20 protein-coding genes, 4 tRNA genes and 1 pseudogene are annotated in these 20,593 nt (G+C 74.4%); 15 read left to right on the plus strand and 10 right to left on the minus strand.

The window, feature by feature from the left end:
• Nucleotides 1–12 precede the first annotated feature (12 nt).
• Entirely contained in the window at nt 13–201 is a 189-nt protein-coding gene (locus tag P3T27_RS02720) for a hypothetical protein (protein WP_280674045.1), read from the plus strand.
• Here the strand turns inward: P3T27_RS02720 and P3T27_RS02725 are convergent.
• The gene (locus P3T27_RS02725) at nt 191–1,171 is read right to left on the minus strand and encodes a LysR family transcriptional regulator (RefSeq protein ID WP_280674046.1); all 981 of its coding nucleotides are present in this window, start codon (nt 1,169–1,171) and stop codon (nt 191–193) included. The genes P3T27_RS02720 and P3T27_RS02725 overlap by 11 nt on opposite strands.
• Before the next feature lie 178 nt (nt 1,172–1,349).
• Between P3T27_RS02725 and P3T27_RS02730 the strand changes: the two genes are divergently transcribed.
• Both P3T27_RS02730 and P3T27_RS02735 read left to right on the plus strand, forming a co-directional pair.
• The gene (locus tag P3T27_RS02730; RefSeq protein ID WP_280674047.1) at nt 1,350–2,270 is read left to right on the plus strand and encodes a zinc-binding dehydrogenase; all 921 of its coding nucleotides are present in this window, start codon (nt 1,350–1,352) and stop codon (nt 2,268–2,270) included.
• Nucleotides 2,271–2,318: 48 nt separating this feature from the next.
• Complete coding sequence (locus P3T27_RS02735; protein ID WP_280674048.1) at nt 2,319–3,479, plus strand: alpha/beta fold hydrolase; 1,161 nt, start codon at nt 2,319–2,321, stop codon at nt 3,477–3,479.
• A 240-nt stretch (nt 3,480–3,719) separates the two neighbouring features.
• Here the strand turns inward: P3T27_RS02735 and P3T27_RS02740 are convergent.
• The 4 genes from P3T27_RS02740 to P3T27_RS02755 all read right to left on the minus strand — a co-directional run bounded on the left by P3T27_RS02740 (nt 3,720) and on the right by P3T27_RS02755 (nt 4,478).
• Nucleotides 3,720–3,793: transfer RNA gene (locus P3T27_RS02740), tRNA-Phe, on the minus strand.
• A gap of 27 nt (nt 3,794–3,820) precedes the next feature.
• Nucleotides 3,821–3,894, minus strand: a tRNA-Asp gene (locus P3T27_RS02745).
• 54 nt (nt 3,895–3,948) lie between these two features.
• Nucleotides 3,949–4,021: transfer RNA gene (locus P3T27_RS02750), tRNA-Glu, on the minus strand.
• A gap of 115 nt (nt 4,022–4,136) precedes the next feature.
• Nucleotides 4,137–4,478 (minus strand): metallopeptidase family protein, encoded by a 342-nt coding sequence (locus P3T27_RS02755; RefSeq protein WP_280674049.1) that lies wholly within the window; start codon nt 4,476–4,478, stop codon nt 4,137–4,139.
• Between the two features lie 70 nt (nt 4,479–4,548).
• Between P3T27_RS02755 and crcB (P3T27_RS02760) the strand changes: the two genes are divergently transcribed.
• The 6 genes from crcB (P3T27_RS02760) (at nt 4,549) to P3T27_RS02785 (ending at nt 10,296) form a co-directional block, all read left to right on the plus strand.
• Complete coding sequence (gene crcB, locus P3T27_RS02760; RefSeq protein WP_280674050.1) at nt 4,549–5,046, plus strand: fluoride efflux transporter CrcB; 498 nt, start codon at nt 4,549–4,551, stop codon at nt 5,044–5,046.
• Nucleotides 5,043–5,393 (plus strand): DUF190 domain-containing protein, encoded by a 351-nt coding sequence (locus P3T27_RS02765; protein WP_280674051.1) that lies wholly within the window; start codon nt 5,043–5,045, stop codon nt 5,391–5,393. The genes crcB (P3T27_RS02760) and P3T27_RS02765 overlap by 4 nt, the downstream gene beginning before the upstream one ends.
• Complete coding sequence (gene crcB / locus P3T27_RS02770) at nt 5,390–5,764, plus strand: fluoride efflux transporter CrcB (RefSeq protein WP_280674052.1); 375 nt, start codon at nt 5,390–5,392, stop codon at nt 5,762–5,764. Before P3T27_RS02765 ends, crcB (P3T27_RS02770) begins: the two co-directional genes overlap by 4 nt.
• Nucleotides 5,765–6,302: 538 nt before the next feature.
• On the plus strand, nt 6,303–6,737 hold the full coding sequence (locus tag P3T27_RS02775) for a hypothetical protein (RefSeq protein ID WP_280674053.1): 435 nt from the start codon (nt 6,303–6,305) through the stop codon (nt 6,735–6,737).
• Between the two features lie 195 nt (nt 6,738–6,932).
• Nucleotides 6,933–9,281: a DEAD/DEAH box helicase gene (locus tag P3T27_RS02780; protein ID WP_280674054.1), complete on the plus strand. Its 2,349-nt coding sequence runs from the start codon at nt 6,933–6,935 to the stop codon at nt 9,279–9,281.
• 184 nt (nt 9,282–9,465) lie between these two features.
• Nucleotides 9,466–10,296: a TIGR02452 family protein gene (locus P3T27_RS02785; RefSeq protein WP_280674055.1), complete on the plus strand. Its 831-nt coding sequence runs from the start codon at nt 9,466–9,468 to the stop codon at nt 10,294–10,296.
• A gap of 137 nt (nt 10,297–10,433) precedes the next feature.
• Here the strand turns inward: P3T27_RS02785 and P3T27_RS02790 are convergent, their stop codons facing one another.
• Nucleotides 10,434–10,769 (minus strand): hypothetical protein, encoded by a 336-nt coding sequence (locus P3T27_RS02790; protein WP_280674056.1) that lies wholly within the window; start codon nt 10,767–10,769, stop codon nt 10,434–10,436.
• A 109-nt stretch (nt 10,770–10,878) separates the two neighbouring features.
• A complete protein-coding gene (locus tag P3T27_RS02795) occupies nt 10,879–11,973 on the minus strand; it encodes a hypothetical protein (protein ID WP_280674057.1) in 1,095 nt (364 codons plus the stop codon).
• A gap of 146 nt (nt 11,974–12,119) precedes the next feature.
• On the opposite strand from P3T27_RS02795, the pseudogene P3T27_RS02800 reads away from it, so the two are divergent.
• Nucleotides 12,120–12,572, plus strand: a pseudogene (locus tag P3T27_RS02800) (RICIN domain-containing protein); the annotation flags it as partial.
• Nucleotides 12,573–12,611: 39 nt separating this feature from the next.
• On the opposite strand, the gene P3T27_RS02805 reads toward P3T27_RS02800, so the two are convergent.
• Together P3T27_RS02805 and P3T27_RS02810 are read right to left on the minus strand one after the other, a co-directional pair.
• Nucleotides 12,612–13,307: a tyrosine-protein phosphatase gene (locus P3T27_RS02805; protein ID WP_280674058.1), complete on the minus strand. Its 696-nt coding sequence runs from the start codon at nt 13,305–13,307 to the stop codon at nt 12,612–12,614.
• 152 nt (nt 13,308–13,459) lie between these two features.
• On the minus strand, nt 13,460–14,221 hold the full coding sequence (locus P3T27_RS02810; protein ID WP_280674059.1) for an SDR family oxidoreductase: 762 nt from the start codon (nt 14,219–14,221) through the stop codon (nt 13,460–13,462).
• A gap of 130 nt (nt 14,222–14,351) precedes the next feature.
• Here P3T27_RS02810 and P3T27_RS02815 point away from each other — a divergent pair, with 130 nt between their 5' ends.
• Both P3T27_RS02815 and P3T27_RS02820 read left to right on the plus strand, forming a co-directional pair.
• Nucleotides 14,352–15,131 carry a nucleotidyltransferase domain-containing protein gene (locus tag P3T27_RS02815; RefSeq protein WP_280674060.1) on the plus strand — a complete coding sequence of 260 codons (780 nt, stop codon included), beginning with the start codon at nt 14,352–14,354 and terminating at the stop codon, nt 15,129–15,131.
• Between the two features lie 37 nt (nt 15,132–15,168).
• Nucleotides 15,169–15,244: transfer RNA gene (locus tag P3T27_RS02820), tRNA-Lys, on the plus strand.
• A 475-nt stretch (nt 15,245–15,719) separates the two neighbouring features.
• On the opposite strand, the gene P3T27_RS02825 is transcribed toward P3T27_RS02820, so the two are convergent.
• The gene (locus tag P3T27_RS02825) at nt 15,720–16,802 is read right to left on the minus strand and encodes an acyl-CoA desaturase (RefSeq protein WP_280674061.1); all 1,083 of its coding nucleotides are present in this window, start codon (nt 16,800–16,802) and stop codon (nt 15,720–15,722) included.
• Between the two features lie 386 nt (nt 16,803–17,188).
• Between P3T27_RS02825 and P3T27_RS02830 the strand changes: the two genes are divergently transcribed.
• The 3 genes from P3T27_RS02830 (at nt 17,189) to P3T27_RS02840 (ending at nt 20,576) form a co-directional block, all read left to right on the plus strand.
• On the plus strand, nt 17,189–19,003 hold the full coding sequence (locus P3T27_RS02830) for an LCP family protein (protein ID WP_280674062.1): 1,815 nt from the start codon (nt 17,189–17,191) through the stop codon (nt 19,001–19,003).
• A 140-nt stretch (nt 19,004–19,143) separates the two neighbouring features.
• Nucleotides 19,144–19,593 (plus strand): SRPBCC domain-containing protein, encoded by a 450-nt coding sequence (locus P3T27_RS02835; RefSeq protein ID WP_280674063.1) that lies wholly within the window; start codon nt 19,144–19,146, stop codon nt 19,591–19,593.
• A 182-nt stretch (nt 19,594–19,775) separates the two neighbouring features.
• Complete coding sequence (locus tag P3T27_RS02840; RefSeq protein WP_280674064.1) at nt 19,776–20,576, plus strand: VOC family protein; 801 nt, start codon at nt 19,776–19,778, stop codon at nt 20,574–20,576.
• Nucleotides 20,577–20,593 lie beyond the last annotated feature (17 nt).

Genomic DNA, 20,593 nt, shown 5'->3' on the forward strand with positions numbered 1-20,593 from the left:
CGGCCGGTCCGGATGCACACGGTGCTGTCCGGTCACGTCGCACGGGGCGAGGTGTCCGGCCTGGCGGCCGTCGTCGCCCGGGACGGCGACGAGCACGTCGAGGCGCCCGGCGGCCACGACCTGGCCGGCGGCGCGCCGATGCGGCGGGACACCCCGGCTCGGCCACGGCCTCACGCGCTGAGCGGACGGCTCACGGGTTGAGCGCGGCCTGGTCGGCGTCCGGCAGCCAGTCGCGGGCCGGGTCGTACTCCAGCCACCGGCTGCCGCGGGCCTCCGCGGCGAACGCCCGCAGCAGCGGCTCCAGCCGGGGGTGGGGATCGGCGGCGCCCCCGTCCTCGCACCAGAGCAGGGACCACGCGTAGAGCGGCGTCGGGTCGGCCAGCGGCACCGTCCGCACCCCCGGGCGGCCCGGGCCGGAATGGACCTCCGGCAGCGGGCAGTCGGCGGGTACGAGCGAGAAGCAGGACGGATCGGTGCGGACCTGCTCGACGAAGTGCTCCAAGCCCAGGTTGGTCGAACCGACCCGCTCGGTGACCTCGAACCGGGCCGCGAAGCGGGTCAGGAAGTCCAGCCGGTCCACGGCCGCCGGGTAGCGCAGCACGCTGCCCCGCAGCTCCGCCGGACTCAGCACGTCCCGGTCGGCCAGCGGGTGGTCGGTGCTCAGCAGTGCGTCCACCGGCTCCAGCCGCACCAGCCGGTGCCTCAACCCGGCGTCACCGCCGTCCGGCAGCGCGTGCACCCGGCCGAACCCGGCATCCGACTCCCCGCGCAGCAGCGCCGCCGCGACCGACGGCAGGTCCCGGCCCGGCACCGGCTCCACCTCCAGGCCCGGCACCCCGCCGACCGCCTGCGCGACCGTCCGCATCGGCGCGTACAGATGCCCCCAGACGTCGATCCGCAGCGGCCGCTCGGCACACCCCACCGCCGCCACCGCCCGGTCCCCCTGCTCCAGCACCCGCCGAGCCGGCCCCAGGAACCGCCGCCCCGCCCCGGTCAGCCCCACCCCCCGCGCGTCCCGCTCCAGCAGCCGTACCCCGAGCGACCCCTCCAACCGGGACACCCGCTTCGACACCGCCTGCTGGGTGATCCCCAACCGCCCCGCCGCCCGGCCGAAGTGCAACTCCTCCACGGCCACCACGAACGCCCGCACCTGCGCGAGATCAAGATCCATGGCCGGCCACCCTAGGGCCTGTCTCGGGACCGTCGCCGGCGGCGGCGGGTCTCGGCTCCACAACCGATGGTTGTCGTTGCCGCGGCGGGGTTGTTGGACCGGGGGCGGGGCCGCGCGGTGGGGTGGGGGTGTGCCGGGGCCGGAGGGGCCGGGGCGGTGTCGAGGGAGGCTGAGCGGGATGAGGGCGCTGGTGGGGACGGGGTCGGCGGCTGCGCCGGTCGGGTTCGCCGAGGTCGGGCAGCCGCGGCCGGGGCCGGGGGAGGCCCTGGTGAAGGTCGAGGCGTTCTCGGTGAACCGGGGCGAGACCTTCCAGCTGGAGGCACCCCGCCCCGGCTGGCGGCCGGGCAAGGACGTCGCCGGGCTGGTCGTCCAGGCCGCCGCCGACGGCTCGGGGCCGGCCGTCTGCCGGCGGGTGGTCGGCCACCCGCCGGCCGGCGGCTGGGCCGAGTACGTGGCCGTGCCGACCTCCTCGCTCGCCGAACTGCCCGACACCCTGGACGCCGTCCGCGCCGCCGCCCTCCCGCTCGCGGGCCTCACCGCGCTGCGCCTGCTCCGTACCGCGGGCGCGCTGGCCGGGCGCCGGGTGCTGCTGACCGGGGCCTCCGGCGGCGTCGGGCACTACGTCACCGAACTGGCCGCCGCCGCCGGCGCCGAGCTGACCGCGGTCACCGCCTCGCCGGAGCGCGGCCGCCGGCTGGCCGAGCTGGGCGCGGCCGAGGTGGTCCACGAGGTCGGCGCGGCGCGCGGCCCGTACGACCTGGTGCTGGAGTCCACCGGCGGCGCCGCCCTGCCGCTGGCGCTCGCCCGGCTGGCCCGGCGCGGCACCCTGATCTGGTTCGGCCAGGCCTCCCGGACGCCCGTCACCCTCGACTTCTTCGACTTCTTCGCCGGCCCGGAGTCCGCCACCCTGCGGCACTTCCACTACGCCGACTCCGACGTGCCGGACGGCGAGGACCTGGCCACCCTGGTGCGCCTGGCGGGGGAGGGCAGGCTCACCCCGGAGCTCGGCCGGGTCGCGCCCTGGAGCGAGACCGCCGCCGTCCTCACCGACCTGCGCGAGCGCCGGATCCGCGGCAAGGCCGTGCTGACCGTCGCCTGACCGACGAGGGCCGGACCGGCCCTGAGGACCGAAGAAGGGAACCCCCCGATGTCCGACACCCCCGACCTGAGCTTCCTCGACGCCCCCGGCCTCCTGGCCGCCTTCGTCGAGGAGAACCGCCCGCGTGCCCACGGCGCCGGCCTCGACCCGTACGAGTACACCCGGGTGACCGCCCCGCTGACCTCCCTGCGCGACTGGCCGGCCGCCTGCCGCGCCGCCGGCCACCGCTACACCGAGGCCGCCGACCGCGCCGCGGCCGAGGGCCGTACCGTCACGGCCGGCAGCAGCCACCGGGCGGCCGCCCGCTGGTTCCACGCCGCCGGGCTGCTCCCGCACCCCGACCGGGCCGCCGCCGCCCGCACCGCCGCCGAGGCCGACGGGGCGATGCGACGTGCGCTGGCCCTCCTCGACCCGGACGCGGAACGCGTCGAGGGCGAGGGCTTCGCGGGCTGGCTGCGCCGCCCGGCGACGGCCGCCGGGGGCCGTTTCCCGGTGGTGGTGGTCGTGCCGGGGATGGACTCCGGCAAGGAGGAGTTCCACGCGGTCGCGGAGGCACTGCTGGCCCGCGGCCTCGCCGTCCTCGCGATCGACGGCCCCGGGCAGGGCGTGCTGGCCACCACCAGCGCGCCGGAACCGGACTACCACCGTGTCGTCGGCCGCGCCCTCGACGCCCTCGACGCCCTCGACGCCTTGGGCGCCGGGAGTCGCCTGGACCTGGCCCGGACGGCGGTGATCGGCCTCAGCCTGGGCGGCTACTACGCCGCCACGGCCGCCGCCCACGAGCCCCGCATCCGGGCCGCCGCCCTGGTCAGCGGCCCGTACCGGCTGGACTGGGACGCCCTCGTCCCGTTCGTCACCGCGACCCTCGCCCAGCGCTGTGGCGGCCTCGACGCCGCCCGCGCCTTCGTCCGCCGGGTGGACCTGACCGCCCTCGCCCCCGCGATCACCACCCCGCTCCTCGTGGTCGAGGGCGGCGAGGACCGCATCCCCGGCGTCACCTCCGCCACCGCCCTGGTCGAGCAGGCCCCCGACGCCGAACTCCTGCTCGTCCCGCACGGCAACCACCTGCTGGGCACGGCCCTCCCCGACTGGCTCCCCGCCACCGCCGACTGGCTCACCACCCGCCTCACCGGCCACGGAACGCCCGGGCCCGGATCACCCGGCGGCGTCGGGGCCGATCGGCGTCGGGCGGTGCGCGAGCCGGTGTAGTTCGGTACGGCAGCAGGTCGCTCGTGGTCAGGTCGAAGTCGAAGGGACCGGGGATGTGCGGAGTCTCACCGAACTCGATGTCCTCGCGGCGGTGGTACTTCGTGCCGTCGGGTCGGCTGAACAGGGTGACGGTCTTCTGCCCGGCATCGACCAGCAGGTACAGCGGGCGTAGCCCGCCGGGCGGCGCGTGGCATGCGAAAGGCCCCGAAGAGCGAACTCTCCGGGGCCTTTCCTCTGCTGTGGCCAGGGCCGGGGTCGAACCGGCGACCTTCCGCTTTTCAGGCGGACGCTCGTACCAACTGAGCTACCTGGCCGTACTGCACCGTCTCTTGCGAGACGAGCGATCCCGACGGGACTTGAACCCGCGACCTCCACCTTGACAGGGTGGCGAGCTAACCAACTGCTCCACGGGACCTTGTAGTGGTTGCCCACTAAGGTCTTGCGGCACTGCTTTTACTACGGTACTGCGTGCCCCCAACGGGATTCGAACCCGTGCTACCGCCTTGAAAGGGCGGCGTCCTGGGCCACTAGACGATGAGGGCTTGCGGCCTGTCCCGCTGTTTCCAGCGTTCGGGGACGTCGAGAAGCATATGGGATGCCGGGCGGATCGCCAAAACGGGTTTCGGCCGGGTGGGTGGGGGCGGCCCGGGCAGGGGGTCAGGACCAGCCGAGTTCGTCGAGTTCGTGGTCGTCGAAGCCGAAGTGGTGGGCGACCTCGTGGATGACCGTGGTGCGGACCTCCTCGACGACCTGGTCGTGGGTCTCGCAGTGCCGGAGGGTGGGGCCGCGGTAGATGAGGATCCGGTCGGGCAGGACGCCCGCGTACCACTCGCCGCGTTCGGTGAGCGGGGTGCCCTCGTAGAGGCCGAGGAGTTCCGGGTCGGCGGGGTCGGGCTCGTCCTCGACGAAGACGGCGACGTTGTCCATCATGGCCGCGAGCTGCGGGGGAATCTGGTCGAGGGCGTCACTGACCAGCGTCTCGAACTCTTCCCGGGTCATCTCCACCGGATCATTGTCGGGTCTGGAGTGACGGTGTGCCAGGTGGCGGGAGCCGGTGTTTGATGAGGCTATGGCGACCTCGGACGGCACGGTGGACGGGCCGGCGCGAACCCGGCCGGTGGACGGCGAAGCGGTGGCCCGCAGGCGGCCGCCGGTGTGGCGGGGGCAGGGGCCGACCGTGGCGGTGGTCGCGGTCGGCGGGGCGATCGGGGCGGTGGCGAGGTACGGGGCCGGGCTGGCCTGGGCGGACGGGCCGACGGCGTTCCCGTGGACGACGCTGCTGATCAACGTGGTCGGCTGTGCGGTGATCGGGGTCTTCCTGGTGGTGATCACCGAGGGGCGTCCGGCGCATCCGCTGCTGCGGCCGTTCTTCGGCACCGGGGTGCTGGGCGGCTTCACCACCTTCTCGACGTACGCGGTGGACATCCGGCGGCTGGTGGAGGCGGGGCGGCCCGGGATCGGGCTGGCGTACCTGGGCCTGACGCTGCTGGGCGCGCTCGGCGCGGTGTGGGCGGCGGCCGTCCTGACGCGGCGTCTGATCGGACGCGGCGCCGGGGGTGCGCGGTGAGCCGGCTGAGCGGGCCGGCGCTGCGGCTGACCGTGCTGGTGGGGGAGAACGACCGTTGGCACCACAAGCCGCTGTACAGCGAGATCGTGCACCGGGCGCGGGCGGCGGGGCTGGCCGGGGCGAGCGTGTTCCGGGGGATCGAGGGGTTCGGGGCGTCGTCGCTGGTGCACACGGCACGGCTGCTGTCGCTGAGTGAGGACCTGCCGGTGGCGGTGGTGATCGTGGACGAGGAGGAGCGGGTGCGGGCGTTCCTGCCGCAGCTGGACGGGCTGGTGGCGGAGGGGCTGGTGCTGCTGGACCGCTGCGAGGTGGTCAGGTACGTGGGGCGGGAAGGGGCTTCGGGGTGAACTGGCTGTTGGTGGTGGCGGGCGCGGTGGTCGGGGCGCCGCTGCGGTACCTGACCGACCGGGCGGTGCAGGCCCGGCACGACTCGGTGTTCCCCTGGGGGACGTTCACGGTGAACGTGGTCGGCAGCCTGGTGCTCGGCCTGGTGACCGGGGCGGTGGTGGCGGGTGCCGCGTCTGCGCAGGTCCAGGTGCTGCTGGGGACGGGGCTGTGCGGGGCGCTGACCACGTACTCGACCTTCTCGTACGAGACGCTGCGGCTGGTCGAGACCGGGTCCGGGCGGTACGCGCTGGCGAACGTGGTGGGCAGCGTGGTGGCGGGGCTGGCCGCGGTGTACGCGGGGGCGGGGCTGGCCTCGGCGCTCTGGGGCTGAGCCGGTCCGCTCGGGGCGCCTGGTCCGCCCGGTCCGCCTGGTCCGCCCGGTCCGCCCGGTCCGCCCGGGGCGTCGGCGGGGGCGTCGACGGGCGTCGTGGGCGCGGGCACGGCCGGGGGCCCGGGCGCTTCCTGGCGCGCTGCCCGTGTCCCGTCGGGGCGGGCGCGCGTTGGGCACCGAAAAGCGGCCGCGCGAGCAGTGGGCGGCCCGGGTGGGGCGGTGGAGAGGAAGCTCGGTGGCTTCGGTGCGTACGGCTTCGGTGCGGGTGGCGGGACTTCGTACGGTTCGTCCGGCGGGGCCGCGGGCGGCGGGACTTCGGGCAGCGGGACTTCGGGCGGCGGCGGTGCTGGCGGTGGCCGGGCTGGGGCTGACGGGGTGCATGTCGGTCGGCCCGGGTGGGGCGGAGGAGCAGCACGGCGTGGCGCCGGTCGGACAGGTCGGTCCGGCGGGCAGGCCGGGGGCGACGGCCGGTCCGTCGGCCTCGCCGACCGGCGGGCACTCGGGTGGTGCGTCCGGGCGCCCGGAGCGTCCGGGGGGCGTGCAGGGCGAGAACGCGCCGAGTGGGGCGACGGCCACGGTGGCGGGCGAGGTGGTGCCCGGCGTGAACGGCGCGGCCGCCGGCGTGGTCCCGGTGCCGGGGGCGCCCGCCGTCGACGCCGCGCCGGGTGCCACCGGCGTGAACGACTCGGCAGGCGGCGTGAGCGCCAGCCCCGCGCCCCGGCAGGGCTCCGGTGCGTCGGCCGGTACCGGCGGTCAGGCGGGCACCGGAGGCGCCGGGGGTGCGGGCGGCACCGGTGACGGCCGCTCCGCCGGCGGAGCGGCGGGCACGCCGTCGGCCTCGCCGAGCAGCCACCCGTCGACCTCCCCCGAGCCCGGGCGCACCTCACCCGCCGCGACCGTCCCGCCGACCCCGGAGCCCTCGGCCGGTAGTTCCGGTTCCTCGGCCCCGAGCCCGCGGGCGGGTGGGCATTAGGGGGCTGGCCAGGGCATTTGCCTCTGATCCCGAGGGTCCTCTATGGTGGTAGATCGTTCGTTTGATTCATTTGACTGGCGCCCTATTCCCATCTGGCGCCCTTGGCGCGTTCCGGCGATCCGTGGCTGACCGCATAGAGGCGGTTGTGAAACAGAACCCCGGACTTTGGCGCGTGCCACTTCCGGAAGGTTTTGCATGTCTCTCGTTGACGACGCCCGCTTCGCCATGCCCGCGAGCGAGTCCGCCGCCGATGTCACCACCGAATCCACCCCCGACGCCGTCGAGGTCGAGCCGACCGACGCCGTCACCGAGACCGTCGAGGTCGAGGACGTCGACACCGACGCCGAGCTCGACGAGGCCGAGGCCGAGGCCGAGGACGCCGAGCCCACCATCACCTTCGGTGACCTGGGCCTGCACGACGACGTCGTGCGCGCGCTCGCCAAGCGTGGCGTCACCACCCCGTTCCCGATCCAGGCCGCGACCATCCCGGACGCGCTGGCCGGCAAGGACGTCCTGGGCCGTGGCCGTACCGGCTCCGGCAAGACCCTCAGCTTCGGCCTGCCGCTGCTGACGCGCCTTGCCGACGGCGAGCGCACCAAGCCCAAGCACCCGCGCGGCCTGATCCTCGTCCCGACCCGCGAGCTGGCCATGCAGGTGGCCGACGCCCTGGAGCCGTTCGGCTCGGTGCTCGGCCTCAAGCTGAAGGTCGTCTGCGGCGGCACCTCGATGTCGAACCAGATCTACGCGCTGGAGCGCGGCGTCGACATCCTGGTCGCCACCCCCGGCCGTCTGCGCGACCTGCTGAACCGCGGCAGCGCCAAGCTCGCCGACGTCAAGACCGTCGTGCTCGACGAGGCCGACCAGATGGCCGACATGGGCTTCCTGCCCGAGGTCACCGAGATCCTCGACCAGGTGCCGGCCGGCGGCCAGCGCCTGCTGTTCTCCGCCACCCTGGAGAACGAGATCGACACCCTGGTCAAGCGCTACCTGAAGAACCCGGTCACCCACGAGGTCGACCCGTCGGCCGGCGCGGTCACCACCATGACCCACCACATCCTCGTGGTGAAGCCCAAGGACAAGGCGCCGATCACCAACGCGATCGCCGCCCGCAAGGGCCGCACGATCATCTTCGTCCGCACCCAGATGGGCGCCGACCGCGTCGCCGAGCAGCTCATCGAGGCCGGCGTGAAGGCCGACGCGCTGCACGGCGGCATGACCCAGGGCGCCCGTACCCGCGTCCTCGGCGACTTCAAGGACGGCTACGTCAACGTCGTCGTCGCCACCGACGTCGCCGCCCGCGGCATCCACGTCGACGGCATCGACCTGGTCCTCAACGTGGACCCGGCCGGCGACCACAAGGACTACCTGCACCGCTCCGGCCGCACCGCGCGGGCCGGCCGCTCCGGCGCCGTCGTCACCCTGGTGCTGCCGCACCAGCGCCGTGGCGTCTTCCGCCTGATGGAGGACGCGGGCGTCGACGCCTCGCGCCACATCCTCGACCACGCCTTCGACGCCGAGGTCGCCAAGATCACCGGCGCCCGTTCGCTCACCGAGGTGCAGGCCGAGAGCGCCGCCAACATCGCCGGTGCCGCCGAGCGCGAGCTCGCCGACATGACCCGCCAGCTGGAGCGCGCGCAGCGCCGCGCCACCGAGCTGCGCGACGAGGCCGACCGCCTCGCCGCCCGGGCCGCGCGCGAGCGGGCCGAGCTGGGCATCGAGGACGAGGCCCCGGCCGCCGAGGCGGGCGACGAGGACGCTGCGCAGGCTCCGGCCGCCGAGGCGACGGCTCCGGCCGCCGCGCCGCAGGCCGAGGAGCGCACGCCGTCGTACCGCGAGGCGCGCACCGAGCGCCCGGCGTTCGGCCGGGACCGCGACCGGGACCGTGACGACCGTCGCTCCGGTGGTGGCTTCAACCGTGACCGTGACGACCGTCGTTCGGGTGGTTTCGACCGTGACCGTGACGACCGCCGTTCCGGTGGTGGCTTCAACCGTGACCGTGACGACCGTCGCTCCGGTGGTTTCGACCGTGACCGTGACGACCGCCGTTCCGGTGGTGGCTTCAACCGCGACCGTGACGACCGTCGCTCCGGTGGTGGCTTCAACCGCGATGACCGCGGTGGCGACCGTGGCGCCCGTTCGGGCGGTTTCGACCGTGACCGTGGCGGCTTCAACCGGGACCGTGACGACCGTGGCGGCCGTTCCTTCGGTGACCGTCCGGCCCGTTCCGGTGGCTTCGACCGTGACCGCGGTGGCTTCAACCGGGACCGTGACGACCGTGGCGGCCGTTCCTTCGGTGACCGTCCGGCCCGTTCCTTCGGTGACCGCCCGTCCTTCGGCCGGGACCGCGACGAGCGCGGCGGCGGCAGCAGCAGCCGTCCGTTCGCGCGTCGTGACGACCACCGCTCCGGTGGCCGTCCGCAGGCCTCCGGTGGTGGCTTCAACCGCGATGACCGCGGTGGCGACCGTGGCGCCCGTTCGGGCGGTTTCGACCGCGACCGTGGCGGCTTCAACCGCGACGACCGCAAGCCGCGCTGGAAGAACTGACGCCGTACGGCCGGTGGGTGACCACCGGTAGCCGAGCACGGACGACGTAGCCGAGCACACACGAAGGGCCCGCTCCATGGACTGGAGCGGGCCCTTCGCGTTCCCCCGATTCCCCCGAGGTGTTGTTCTGTGGTTGAGAATAACCTGTGGCGCGCCACTACGGAAGTCCCGTAGCGTCCCGGACATGAGCAGCAGACTGCATGACGTGGCGCGGGTGAACGAGGAGATCGCCGAGCGGGGGAGCTACCGGGCAGCCGGCGGCGAACTCGTGCCGGTGGGGGAGCAGTTGGCGGCCGCCAGGGCCGGTACGGTGTCGTACGCGCCGAAGGCGCTGGACGCGCTGCTGCGGGCCGGGGACCCGGGGCCCGGGCCGCGCGGGCCGGTGGAGGTGACGGCCGAGGGGAGCATCGAGGCCGCCCGGCGCCTGGTCGAGGACGGGGCCGGCCCGGTCGGGGTGCTCAACTTCGCCTCCGCGCGCAACCCCGGCGGCGGCTACCTGCGCGGGGCCCGCGCCCAGGAGGAGGACCTGTGCCGCAGCGCGCTGCTGTACACCTGCCTGCTGGAGGCGCCGGACTACTACGAGGCGCATCGCGCCTCCACCGACCTCCGGTACAGCCACCGGGTGATCGTCTCGCCCGACGTGCCGGTGGTCCGCGGCCGGGGCGGTGACCTGCTGGCGCGGCCGTACCCGGTCACCTTCCTGACCTCGCCCGCGCCCAACGCCGGTCAGCTGGAACGGCGTTCGGCCGACGTGGACGTCCGGGGCGTGCTCGCCGAGCGGGCCGTCCGGGTGCTCGCGGCGGCGGCCCGGCACGAGGTGCGCGCGCTGGTGCTCGGGGCCTGGGGCTGCGGGGTGTTCCGCAACGACCCCGGCCAGGTCGCCGAGGCCTTCGAGGGCGCGCTGGCCCGGTACGGGGCGGCCTTCGAGCGGGTGGTGTTCGCGGTGTGGGACCGCTCACCGGTCTCGGCGAACCGGGCCGCGTTCGAGGCGCGGTTCGGCGCGGCGGTGCGGTGAGATCGGCTCGGGCCGGTGGGTGAGGCCGGCGAGGCCTGCTCGGGCCGGTGAGTGAGGCCGGTGAGGTCGGCTCGGGCCGGTGGGTGAGGCCGCGGCGGGTGAGGCCGGCGAGCGGTCCGTCGGAGGGCCTGTGCCGGTTACCGCTTGCGGGCGGCCAGCGCCGTCGCGGCCGTCGAGGCCGCCGCGACCACACCGGTGACGGCGAAGACCGACGGCCAGGCGCCGATCCTCTTCGCCAGCGGGTGCGAGCCGCCGAACGCCGCCACGTACAGGCCGGTCAGCGCCGCCGCGGTGGCCGCGCCCGAGCTGCGGTGCCACTGCGCGGCCGCCCCGGCACCGGCCACCGCCAGCACCGCGCCGCCCAGTTCGCGCCGGCCGCTCCAGCGCGCGACGCCGTAACCGCCGACCAGACCGCTCGCCGCGGTCAGCGCGGCGGGCGCGGCGGCCGAGAGCACGTTCGGGACCTTCGCCATCGTCGACTCCACTCGTAGAGGTTGTCTCTCGATTTCCTGTTCCGGTCTCCGACCCTAACCCGGCCGTCCGGCGCGGCCGACCGGGCCGCTACCGCCGGCAGGCAGGCCGCTACCGGAACGCCTGCTCCGCGCTCTGCGCCGGCGCCGTACGGGCCAGCCGCTGCGCGGCCTCCGCCGGGGTCAGCACCCGCTCCAGCCGCAGGTCGCCCGGGATCTCCTGGATGAACCGCCCGGCCGACCAACTGCGCTCGTACGGCAGCGGGTCCAGCACCAGGGTGCGGACGCCGTCCACCACCGGGATGTCGCCGGGCGTCCCCTCGTTCCACAGCCACGACCCGTCCGGGGCGACCAGGTTGAACGCGCCGGTCGCGATCACCCGGCGGCCGTCCAGGACGGCGGTGCGGGCCAGCGCCACCACCTCCGGGTCCGGCCGGGTGCCCGGCAGGTGGCCGCCGCCGATCAGCACGTCGGCGAGCAGGGTGTGCAGTTGGAAGGTGTCGCCCAGCCCGTCCATGCGCAGCAGGTAACCGGTGCCGGTGGGGCGGTCCAGCACCAGCAGTGGCTCGTCGTCGAGCATCAGCGCCAGCGACGCCAGGCCCTTGAAGTCGTGCTGCCCGCCCTCGTACCGGCCGAACAGCTCCAGCAGCACGTCCGTCACGCCCGAGGCGCGCGCCTCGCCGCGCACCGGCGCGTGCGCGTACACCGCCCAGGCGGCCCGCTGCCACAGGTGCAGCGTCCACCAGGCGACCACGGCCAGGTGCGCGTGCCAGGCGTCCAGGCGCGCCGGATCCGCGATCCGGTCGTGCGCCTCGACCGGATCATCCCCCTCCGGGTCGGGCAGCGGGCCGCCGCCGGTCTCCGCCCACCGCTGCACCAGGTGCTGCGCGCCGGTCAGCGCCCCGCGCAGGCCTGCCAGCACCGGGCCCGCGCAGGCGGCCGGGTCGGCGCCGTTCTCCACGCAGGCGCCCACGACCATCGCCAGGTGCGCCCGGGGGAACGGCGGGGCGTCCGGCAGCAGCGCGGCCAGCCGGGGGCCGGCCGCCGCCACCTCGGCCGGAGCGGCCGACCCGAACAGCCCGCCCACCAGGCCCAGCGCGGGGCCGAAGCGCTCGTCCTCCCCGGCGACGGCCACCGCCTCCAACGCGGCCACCGCCTCCAGGAGGGTGGGCTGCTGACGGTGCGGCGGAACGTGGTCGGAAGACATTCGCCGCAGCATAGGCGGGGGGCACGGGCGGGGTCGGCACCGGGTACCGCGTCGGCGGCGCCCCCCCCGCACCCTCGCCCCCCGCGCCGCCGTCCCCGCCGCCGCTTTCGGCCACGAGGCCTGTCGGTCCCCGGTGGCAGACTTCGACCGTGACTGACACCGCGATCACCGACGGCCGCTACCTGATCCGCAACGTCGGCAGCTGCCTGCTGCTCGAAGTCGCCGACGGCAGCCGGCGCAGCGGCGCCCGCGTCCGCCAGGGCGCGGACGACGGCTCCGACGCCCAGCTCTGGCAGCTCACCGCCGTCCACCCGGGCGGCGCCCTCTGCCACCTGGAGAACGTCGCCAGCGGCAAGCGCCTCGACGTCGCGGGCGCCTCGCCCGACAACGGCGTCCCCATCCAGCAGTGGTCCGCCAACGCCTTCGGCGCCCAGGAGTGGCTGCTCGAAGCCCACGTGGACGACCCGGGCACCTACACCATCACCAGCTTCATCAGCGGCAAGCCCCTCACCGCCGCCGCACCGCCCGACCGCGCCGTCCACCAGTGGGAGGACACCGACTCCCCCACCCAGTGGTGGCGCTTCGAGCGCCGGGGATAGGGGGCCGGGCAGGTCCGGGCAGGTCAGGTCAGGGCCGGGTCAGGCGGACAGGTTGGCGTGCAGGGCGGTCAGTTCTTCCTCCGTGACGCCGTGCGCCCGGAGGTAGGCGGGGATGGAGGAGTGCCGGGCGCGGATCCAGCCGAGGGCGGAGGCGAGCAGTTCGGCGCCGACGGGACGGGAGATGCGCTCGGTGCCGGTCTCGTCGAGGTACGGGGTGGGGCCCTGGTCGAGGCCGAGGCCGACGTTGGAGCGCAGGAAGTCGGCGGTGACGTCCGTCTCCGAGGCGCCGAGCAGGGCCTGCAGGACGGCGATGGTCAGGCCGGTGCGGTCCTTGCCGACGGCGCAGTGCACGACGGTGGGCAGCCCGCCGGGGGCGGCGAGACGGCGGACGACGGCGGCGAGCGAGGGGCCGGCGTGCTCGGCCATGAAGGGGTAGAGGGCGGCCTGGTCCTCGGGCCAGGGCTGGTCGACGTCCTCGCGGTTGGCGGGCAGCGTCGGCAGGTTCAGGGACTCCAGGTCGAGGCCGTGCCGCAGGTCGGGCCAGGCCTCCAGCTCGACCGGGCTGCGCAGGTCGAGGACGGTGCGCAGACCGAGGTCCTTGAGGCGCCGGGCGCCCTCCTCGGTGAGGGTGTGGAAGGAACCGGAGCGGTAGAGCACGCCCCGCCGCAGGGCGCCGATCCCGCCCGCGTCACGGAAGTTGCGCACACCGGGGATGTCGATGAAGGCGTCGGTCATGGCCCCACCGTACGGGCGGGGAGCGGGCCGGCGGAAGGAAACCGGAGGGAGCCTTTCAGCGTCCGCCGGACGCCGATCCGGAGCCGGCTCGCATCGGCGCCGGATCAGCGCCGGGCGCCCGGGGTACCCGCTCCGGGCGCCCGGAACCCGCCTCAGCGTCCGCCGGAGACGTCCAGGAACGCGTTGGTCGTGTACGAGGCGGCCGGGGAGAGCAGGAAGAGGATCGCCTCGGCGACCTCCTCCGGCCGTCCGCCGCGCTGCATCGGCAGCCCGGGGGCGACCCGGTCGACCCGGCCGGGCTCGCCGCCGAGGGCGTGGATGTCGGTGTGGATCAGGCCGGGGCGGACGGCGTTGACCCGGATGCCCTCGGCGGCGACCTCCAGGGCGAGGCCGCGGGTCATCGAGTCGACGGCGCCCTTGGCGGCCGCGTAGTCGACGTACTCGTTGGGCGAGCCGAGCCGGGAGGCGGCCGAGGAGACGTTGACGATGGCGCCGCCGCGGCCGCCGTGCCGGGTGGACATCCGGCGGACGGCCTGGGCCGCGCACAGGAACGGGCCGGTGATGTTGGCGGCCCAGATCCGGTTCAGCCGGTCCTCGTCGATGTCCTCCAGCCGGCACTGCTTCTCCAGCGTGCCGGCGTTGTTCACCAGGCCGGTGAGCAGCCCGAGTTCGGCGTCCACGGTGGTGAACAGCCGCTCCACCTCGGCGGTGCGGGTGACATCGGCCCGGACGGCGAGCGCGGTGCCGCCCTCGGCCCGGATCGCGTCCACCACGGCGGTGGCCGAGGCCTCGTCCGCACGGTAGTTGACGCAGACCCGGTAGCCGCGGCGGGCGGCCAGCAGGGCGGTGGCGGCGCCGATGCCGCGGCCGGCGCCGGTGACGAGGAGGACCTCGTCGGAGTTGGTGGTCGACATGGCCGGTACGCTACCCGGCGCTCCGGCCGGGCAGCGTCCGGAGCGGAAATCGTTCGCCCGGCGCGGCCCGGACCGGCGAGGATGCGGTACCGGCGCCGCCACCGCCCGCCCGGCCGAGAGGAGTCCGACGATGTCCGCCGCACCCGCCGCAGCTGCTGCACCCGCCGCGCCCGGCACCGTGCCCGGCACCGTGCTGCTCGCCGGCGTTGTCGGCTCCACCGCGTACGGCTTCGCCCACGCCGGCTCCGACATCGACCGGCTCGGCCTGTACGCCGCCCCCACCGAGGAGTTGCACGGCCTGCACCGACCGGCCGAGTCGCACGTCACCACCGGGCCCGACGTCACCCTGCACGAGGCCGCCAAGTGGTGCCGCCTGGCGCTGTCCTGCAACCCGACCGCCTCCGAACTCGTCTGGCTGCCGGACGACCTGTACGAGATCCGCACCCCGCTCGGTGGTGAACTGGTCGAGATCCGCTCGAGTTTCCTCAGCGCGCCGGCCGTCCGGAAGGCCTATCTCGGTTACGCAGAGCAGCAGTTCCGCAAACTGCTGACCCGCGACACCACCGACCCGGCCACCCGCCGCCGGGCCGCCAAGCACGCCCGGCACCTGGTCCGGCTGGTCGAACAGGCCGTCCGTCTGCACGAGACGGGCCGCAACCTGGTCCGCCTCCCCGACCCCGAACACGTCCGCGACCTGGGCGAACGCATCGCCGACCGCCCCGCCGTCGCCGAATCCCTGCTCGCCGACGCCGCCGACCGCCTCGCCCGCCCCGGCGTCCTCCCGGCCGCCCCCGACCCGCGCCCCGTCGAATCCTGGCTCCGCCGCGTCCGCGCCGCCCACTACACCCCGTTCCCCACCCCCGGCGCGCCCTCGCAATCCACTGGCGGAGCCCTGGGCCCCACCGGGTAGGATCACGATGGCCCTCCCCGACCGGGACCGGGGCCGCGGGCCACTAGCTCAATTGGCAGAGCTGCGGACTTTTAATCCGTAGGTTCAGGGTTCGAGCCCCTGGTGGCCCACCACACCGAAGGCCAGGTCAGACCTCCTCTGACCTGGCCTTTTCCGTGTCCGGCGGGCAGCTGACCGCGCCGGTGGGTTTCGTCCCCCGCGCCTGGCCGCGATCGCGGCTCCTGAGCGAGCGGCCCCTGAGCGAGCGGCCCGAGCGGCCGTCGCGGTACGGGCCGTCGCACGACCGGGGGAGTCCCCGGGGCTGATCGGACGCCGTCGGGAGCTTGCCGACGCGCTCGCCGAGCGGCTCGGGCTCCCCTCCAACGGCACGGAGCCGAGTGCGGCCCGGCGGCCCCGGAATGGACGAACTCGACTGAAGTCGACCGGAGTCGGCGCCGGTCCTTCGGGTGGCCGAAGGATCCCGGTTTCCGCCGGACGGGTTGTGAACGAGAGTGACAGCGGCACCCCGGCTGTTCGTGCTGCCGGGGTGCCGCTGGGTTTTCGGGGTGTGGGCGGATGGGCCGCCCGTCGTGGGACCGGAGGGGTGGGTCAGGACGGGGTGCGGAGGGGGGCGCCGGTGTGGTGGAGGTGGGCGAGGATCTCGCGGTAGGAGCGGAAGAGGCCGGTCTCGTAGTAGGGGATCTCCTTCTCGGCGCAGAAGGTGCGGGTCATCCGGGCGGCGCGGCGCAGAGCCGGGGTGGGCATGCTGGGGAAGAGGTGGTGCTCGACCTGGTAGTTGAGGCCGCCCATCAGGGCGTCGAGGAAGAAGCCGCCGCGGACGTTGCGGGAGGTGAGGACCTGGCGGCGGAGGAAGTCGAGCCGCATGCCGGGGGTGACCATCAGCATGCCCTTGTGGTTGGGGGCGAAGACGCAGCCGAGGTAGACGCCGAGCAGGGCCTGGTGGATGGCGAGGAAGGCGAAGGCCTTGCCGACCGGGAGGGCGGCGAAGACCAGCCCGAGGTAGGCGGCGAAGTGGACGACCAGCAGGACGCCCTCCAGGTACGGGCGCTTCATGATCGGGCTGCGCAGCGCGCGGAAGCTGTTGAAGCTGAGGTTGAGGCCTTCGAGCAGGAGCAGCGGGAAGAAGAGGAAGGCCTGACGGCGGCCGATGAAGCGGGCGAGGCCGCTGGCCTGCCGGGCCTGGCGCTGGGACCAGACGACGAGGTCGGGGGAGACGTCCGGGTCCCGCTCCTCGTGGTTGGGGTTGGCGTGGTGGCGGGTGTGCTTGTTCATCCACCAGCCGTAGCTCATGCCCATCAGGAGGTTGGCGACGATGCGGCCGCCGAGCTCGCCGGCCCGGCGGCCGGTGAACACCTGACGGTGGGCCAGGTCGTGAGCCAGTAGTCCCAGTTGGGCGAAGACGATGGACATGGCGGCGGCCAGCGCGAGTTGGAGCCAGGTGTCGCCGAGGGCGAACATGGCCCACCAGCCGCCGAGGAACGCGGCGAGGACGAGGCCCGCGCGGACGGTGTAGTAGACCGGGCGCCGGTCGAGCAGGCCCTCGGCCGTGATCCGGCGGCTCAGCTGGGCGAAGTCGCTGCCGCCGGTGCCGGACTGGGCGGTGTCCGGTGGTCCGGCGGGCTGCGGCGGCCGGGTTTGCGCGGTCGGCGTCCCCGCGGTGTCGGTGGTCATGGTGATGAGTGTGGTCTAGCGAACGGGCCTTGAGAAACGGGGGCAGCCCCAGGGGCGGGGGGAGGAAAACCCCCGGGCCGGTCGGACGGTGGTGCTTGTGTGACGTGTGGTGTCTCGTGGGGTTGCCGGTGCGTGGCGGACGTGGCGTAGGTCACGTTGGAATCAGCCGGTTTCGGGTGTTCTGTAGGGGGATTGGGCGATGGCGGCCGTGGCTGGTGGTGTACCGGAGGTCGGTGATCACGTCGGGCCTAAATATGATCGGAAGCCACGTTGGTCGGTTTGTATCAACGTTCGTATGTGCAACCTGGGACCGGTTTCGGCCGTCTCCCTGTGTGCGGTGCGCCAGATCGTCCGGGGCGTCGCTTCCGTCGGTGAAAGGTACGCGCATGTCAGGTCAGTGGGGCGAGGGCCCGGCTCGAGGTGAGAACGAGCCCGGCGCGCTCACGACGGAGGGCGGCGGAGCCGTGCCGCCGCCGCGCACTGGCGGCCGGGCGGAGGCCCGGCGTGCCGCTCAGGGCAAGGGCGGCGGCCGGGGTGGCAAGGACGGCGGCCGGGACGGCGGCAAGGACGGCAAGGACGGCGGCCGGTCGGAGGCGGCGGCCGGCGGCGGCCGGGCGGCGGCGCGCAACAGCCGCAAGCCGAAGCGGAACGTGAAGAAGATCGTGGCGTGGTCGGCGGCCGGTGTGCTGGTGCTGATCGCGGGCGCCGGCGGGGCGATCTACTTCAAGCTGAACGCCAACATCAAGTCCTTCGACGGCGACGCGATAGCCACCGACCGCCCGCCGGAGGCGCAGGCGGACGCGGACGGCAACAAGCCGGTCAACGTGCTGCTGATCGGCTCGGACAGCCGCGGCAAGAACAACGCCGACCTCGGCGGCGGCGAGGACGGCGGCGCCCGCTCGGACACCACGATCCTGCTGCACGTCTACGCCGACCACAAGCACGCGGTGGGCATCTCGATCCCGCGCAACGCGATGGTCCAGATACCGTCCTGCAAGCTCCCCAACGGCAAGTGGACCAAGGGCGGCACCGACCTGTTCAACGCCGCGTTCTCGACCGGCGGCAGCGACGACGGCAACCCGGCCTGCACCCAGAACACGATCGAGAAGCTCACCGGGATCCGGGTCGACCACACCATCGTGGTCGACTTCAACGGCTTCGCCTCGATGACCAAGGCCGTGAACGGCGTCGACGTCTGCCTCCCGAAGGCGATCTACGAGGGGGACATCAACCCCAACCTGAAGAAGAAGGGCGACCTCGTCCTGCCGCAGGGCAAGCAGACCGTGGAGGGCCAGAAGGCGCTCGACTACGTGCGCCTGCGGCACGGCATCGGCGACGGCTCCGACATCGGCCGGATGAAGCGCCAGCAGGCCTTCCTCAGCTCGCTCGCCACCAAGGTCAAGAAGGACGGGCTGAGCCCCACCAACCTGCTGCCGCTGGCCGACGCCGCCACCAAGTCGCTGACCGTGGACCCGGGGCTGGCCTCCGCGGACAAGCTGCTCTCGTTCGGCCTGTCGCTGAAGAACATCGACATGCACGACCTCAAGTTCGTGACGGCACCCTGGCGTTACCGCACCCAGGACGCCAACATCGACCTGATCCAGCCGGACTCCAACAAGCTCTGGGAGACCCTCAAGGCGGACCGGACGATCGACGGGCAGAACGCCACCGGCCAGCAGCCGGACGCCCCCGCCAGCCCGGACGCCCAGACCGCGCCGCAGCAGGCCGCGCCCAGCACGCCCGCCGCACCGGCCGCGGACACCAGTAACGCGTCGATCAAGGTGGCGGTCTACAACGGGACGATCAACAACGGCCTGGCCGGCAAGGCGACCGAGCAGCTGAAGGCCGCCAAGTTCGCCGCCACCACAGCGGGCCAGGCGGCGAGCACCAAGTACAGGACCACCATGGTCGAGTACGGGGCCGGGCAGAAGGCGAACGCCGAGAAGGTCGCCGCGCTGTTCCCGGGCGCCAGCGTCGAGGCCGGCAACTCGCCGGGCGTGACCCTGATCGTCGGCAAGGACTTCGCCGCGGCCAACGGCGGCACGGCCCCCGGCGCGGGCGGCACGACCGGCGCGGCGGCGAGCGGTACGGCCACGGGCGCCCCGACGCCCCCGGCACCGCTGCCCACCACCGTCACCAACGACGCCCGCTCGGCGGACGACGACATCTGCGCGAACACCACCTACGGCAGCGGCGGCTGACCGCACCGTGACGCGGGGACGACCCCCGGGCCGGCGCCCTCCAGGGCGCGGGGGCCCGGGGGTCGTGCCATGGTGGCCGGGAGAACCCGCGGAGGGGCCCGACACGGGGACGAGGGGGCGCGCACCGAAAGGCGGACCCCATGCCCGAGATCGCCCTGCAGATCGACGTCGCCGCACCCCGGGACGTCGTCCTCGCCGCGCTCAACACGCACGACGGGCTGACCAGCTGGTGGACCACCGCCGTGGACCGGGAGGGCGACGTCCTGCTGTTCGACTTCACCGACGTCCCGGAGCCGTTCCGGCTGCGCCGCGAGCGGGCCGACCAGGACCGGGTGGTGTGGACCAACGCCGGGGCCTTCCCGCCGCACTGGGCCGGCACCTGGATCAGCTGGGACCTCGCCGACCAGCCCGACGAGCCCGGGCGCACCCGGCTGCTGTTCCGGCACGGCGGCTGGCAGCCGGGCAGCGAGGAGGGCGTCCCGATGGTCGCCGGCACCTGGGCCGAACTGCTGGTGCGGCTCAAGGACTACGTGCAGAGCGGCAAGGCGCAGCCGTACTTCGTCACGGCCCGGCGGCACGACGAGGCGTGAGCGGACGGTGACCGTCGCCCGCCAGGGCGCCGTCCGGTGGCGGGATCGCGGCGGCGGGCCGATGGTGGCGGTGTACCGCCGTTCGCGCCGACGGCGGGCACCGGACGCCCGGCACCGGGCGGCCCCGGATCCGCCCGCCCCGGCGGCCACGCCGGCGACCACTGCCTTCGGGAGGCCCAGCAATGCCCGTAGTGACCGCTCCGTACAAGCCCGGCACCCCGTGCTGGATCGATCTGATGGCGAGCGACCAGCAGGCCGCGCTCGACTTCTACCGCGACCTGTTCGGCTGGCAGGGCGAGGTCGGGCCGGCCGAGTTCGGCGGCTACGCCGTGTGCATGCTCAACGGCAGGCCGGTCGCCGGGATCATGGCGCGGTCCGCGCCCGAGGGCCAGCCGCTGCCGCCCGTCAGCTGGACCACCTACCTCGCCTCGGACGACGCCGAGGCGACCGGCGCCGCCATCGCCGAGCAGGGCGGCACGATCCTCTACCCGGCGATGGACGTCGGCGTGATCGGCCGGATGCTGGTCGCCGCCGACCCGACCGGCGCGGTGTTCGGCGTCTGGCAGGCCATGGACTTCATCGGCGCGGGCGTGGTGAACGAGCCCGGCGCGCTGGTCTGGAACGAGCTCAACACCGCCGACACCGACGCCGCCGGCCGCTTCTACCGGCCGGCGCTGGGGCTGCGCCCGGCGACCATCCAGGGCATGGACGGCTACTTCTCGCTCAACGTCGGCGACCGCACGGTGGGCGGCATGCAGCCGATCCCCGGGTACCTGTCGGCGGGCACGCCCTCGCACTGGATGCCGTACTTCTCGGTGGACGACACCGACTCCACCGTGGACGCCCTGGTCAAGGCGGGCGGCTCGGTGATCCAGCCGCCGTTCGACATGCAGTCCGGCCGGATGGCGGTCGTCCAGGACCCGCAGGGCGCCGTGTTCGCGGTGGCGGAGGCCGCCGAGGCGCAGATGCCCGACTCGCCCTGACACCCGGCCGTAGCGCC

Source organism: Kitasatospora sp. MAA19, assembly GCF_029894125.1.
Classification (GTDB): Bacteria; Actinomycetota; Actinomycetes; order Streptomycetales; family Streptomycetaceae; genus Kitasatospora.